The organism is Protofrankia sp. BMG5.30 (assembly GCF_001983005.1).
Lineage (GTDB): Bacteria > Actinomycetota > Actinomycetes > Frankiales > Frankiaceae > Protofrankia > Protofrankia coriariae.
Genome location: NZ_MOME01000091.1, coordinates 1 through 2,873, shown reverse-complemented (window position 1 = coordinate 2,873; position 2,873 = coordinate 1). Strand labels below are relative to the sequence as shown.

1 protein-coding gene and 1 pseudogene are annotated in these 2,873 nt (G+C 62.1%); both read right to left on the bottom strand.

Features of this window, described 5'->3' with window-relative positions; translation table 11 throughout:
• On the bottom strand, nucleotides 1-1,664 hold a 1,664-nt coding region (locus BL254_RS24670; protein WP_175648487.1), incomplete at its 3' end, for an AAA family ATPase.
• A 309-nt stretch (nucleotides 1,665-1,973) separates the two neighbouring features.
• A pseudogene (locus BL254_RS24665) lies at nucleotides 1,974-2,873 on the bottom strand (type I restriction endonuclease subunit R); the annotation flags it as partial.

Genomic DNA, 2,873 nt, shown 5'->3' with positions numbered 1-2,873 from the left:
CAACCCGCACCCAGCGGATGTCTCACCCGAGACTGACACAGAGGGTTACGGGCCTCGTCGCCGGCCTTGTCATTGTCGAGTAGCACGATGACTGGGGGCTTCTCGACGTCGCGCCCTCGGGCGAGATACACGAGGTAGGGCACGTGTGGTGTGCCGCCGGCGGGCACGATCGTGATCTTGTTGAGGTCGAGGCGTTCTCGGGCGGCGGCACCGCGTCCGGCCAGCCACCGGGATGCCCCGGCGAGCAGAACCTGGTCGGAAGGCCCTTCAACGATGAGGTTGCAGTTGCCGATGAAAGTGGTTTCGGYGACGAAGCTACCAAAGGCCGAGCGAAGCGGTTCGTAGTGGTTAGCCGCCGCGCTGGTGACGACCCGCGTCCCTTCGTCATGTTCACCTTTCTCCAGCACGCGGATGCGATCCGCTTCGTTCTTGTCAATCAAGAAGGGAGAGTGGGTTACGTAGACGACCTGCACGGGCGAGCGAGCGATGTCCTGAGGTCGAGCGAAATCCTCGAAGATGCGCAGGAGATCCTGCTGCCCGGCCGAGGACAGGTAACGGTCAGGTTCATCCATCAGCAGAATCTCCTGGGCGCCGTCCCCCGGGGCTTGGTGGGCCAGGTACTGCACGAAGTAGCTGAGGAAGTACTTAAGGCCGTCGCTGCGTTCGTCGAATCCGTAGGTCCGACCAGTGCGATCGCGGATCATGAAGACGAGATCGTATTCGTACAGGGACACGAACAGCTCAAATTTGGAGTCCTGCGACCACCAATGCGGGAAGTTGAGTGCTTTGGCGAGCTCGGCGTTGATGGTGTCGACAATACTATTGGCGTAGCCGTTCTTCGTTTTGACGGCAGTCTGCAACTCGGCGAAAAGCTCCCGACCTAGACCTGCAACATCCAACAGCAGGTCAGCGGCTAGCTTGTACGCACTCAGCTCCTCGGCCGTCGCCTCACGAAGAGGCCGGAACAGTCCGGAGATCTCGCTCGCATTGTTGGCCACGGTGGAGGCGTCGTCGAACCAACTGCGACGTTCGATGACTGCGTCCCACACCCGGCGCAGGAATTCCCGGCCGACCGAGGCGACCGGCTTGCCGCCTACGATGTAGTCGAGGGGCACGCTGTCGGGCAACGGCACGTCCGCATCGATACGAAACGGCCGCGGCATGCCCAAAGCCGAGAGCACCTTCGGCGCCTTGACGTGAGAGGAACCCGACCAGCTTCCGCCATGACGGGCGTAGACCCGCAGCTGCGGCGTCTCGTTCATTCGGAAGATCGCGATGCGGTCCACGTCCGACAGTCCGCTTAGCGACGACATTTGCTCAACGGCCCTCAGGTCGTCTTGGCTGACGTCGGTGAACAGCGCCCMGAACTCTGGCTTGGTAATCGCCTGGTCCACACCGAAGAACCGAGAATACCTACAGAAATCACTTCGGTCGTATCCGCCACCGGTCAGCGCTGCTTCGATCACGCGCAGCACCTGAGTCTTCCCAGATTCATTGCCACCGACCACGGTGGTGATGTCCGGACGCAGCTTTATGCGGACGAACGGATAGTCGCCCTCCGGCGTGCCGTCCCAGGGATCCGGCGCGTAGTCATCAGCCGAGGCGCGGAGGAAGTCGTAGTTCAAGGAGCGGTAGAAACGGGCATAGATCGAATGCAGTCGCACAATTCCTCCGGTCGTCCTTCAGAGCACTGGATTCGTTGCAGAGCGCCGCACCCCATCTACAGGAATTCCGTCCGTGCTGCGCACAATCCGCCGATCAAAACGGTCTTCTTCACTTTTGCATTCGCCTGACCTGCCGCGTGGCCGCGTCCCCGCGACTGCGCACTGAACGCCGAGAGTAGGATCTTTACAATGAACTCAGCCTCGACTGTAGATGTGCCCTGGTCGCGTGCGCGCCTATTCAGCAGGCGGCTGCTACCCGCCAAGGCAAAGACTTCCCAAGACCGACACCATCCCCGGCCGAACATTCTGTCAGTCAGTCTCCTGCGAAGTGGCGACCTCGTAGAAGGCGTCCGCGAGAGCAAGGATGACGCCGTTGATTCCCGGGCCGTCGCTGAAGAAGTAGTCGGCCATGGTGTTGTGGGCTTCCTGGTTGTCGAGGACGGCCTCGGTGACGATGGTTTTGAAGTCGTCGGAGTCCATGAACTGCTTCTTCGAGTTGACCTGGGTCTGCCTGACGAGGTCGGGGTAGGCGAGGAGTCGCTGGACTAGGCCGTTGACGAACTCGCGGATCTGGGACTCGGTGAAGGACTCGGCGCCGAAGAGGTCGTTCATCTTGTCGATAACGACCTGGAGCGCGACGTACTTGGGCTCCTTGCGGGTRCCGGTTCCGGCGGCGCTGATTCCCTTGAGCTCTCCGTCGCCGGTCAGCGAGATATCGACGGCGACCCGCTTCTCGTGCTTGACCCCGACCAGGACGACATCGGAGAGGTCGACCTCGGCAGCCCACGAGGAGTCGGCGATGACCTTCTCCAGGAGACGCAGGAAGATGGAGAGCATCTCCAGGTGCGGGTCGCCGTAGTCGACGATCTGGCTCATGAAATCGTAGAGCCGGACGTAGGTGGAGACGTCCTGGCGGAACAGGTCAAGGGTGCTGAGCGTGACCTTGTCATCGGCCTCGATCGCCGCGGCGTAGCGGGCCGCGAACTCGTGCTTCGCCGGGGCGATCGCGGCCGAGAGCGCGTTGTTGCCTTTCCGCTTCACCCACAGCTCGGCGACGTCCCGTACCTGGTCGGCGGTGTAGATCMCGGCTTGGGCGAGCTTGGCGGCGAGGTGGGCGACGACGTACGGGTCGGTCTCGGTCTCCAGGGTCGCGCCTGCGAAGTACGGCTCGAACGCGGCCCGGATGTCGTCGGGCTTGTTCACGAAGTC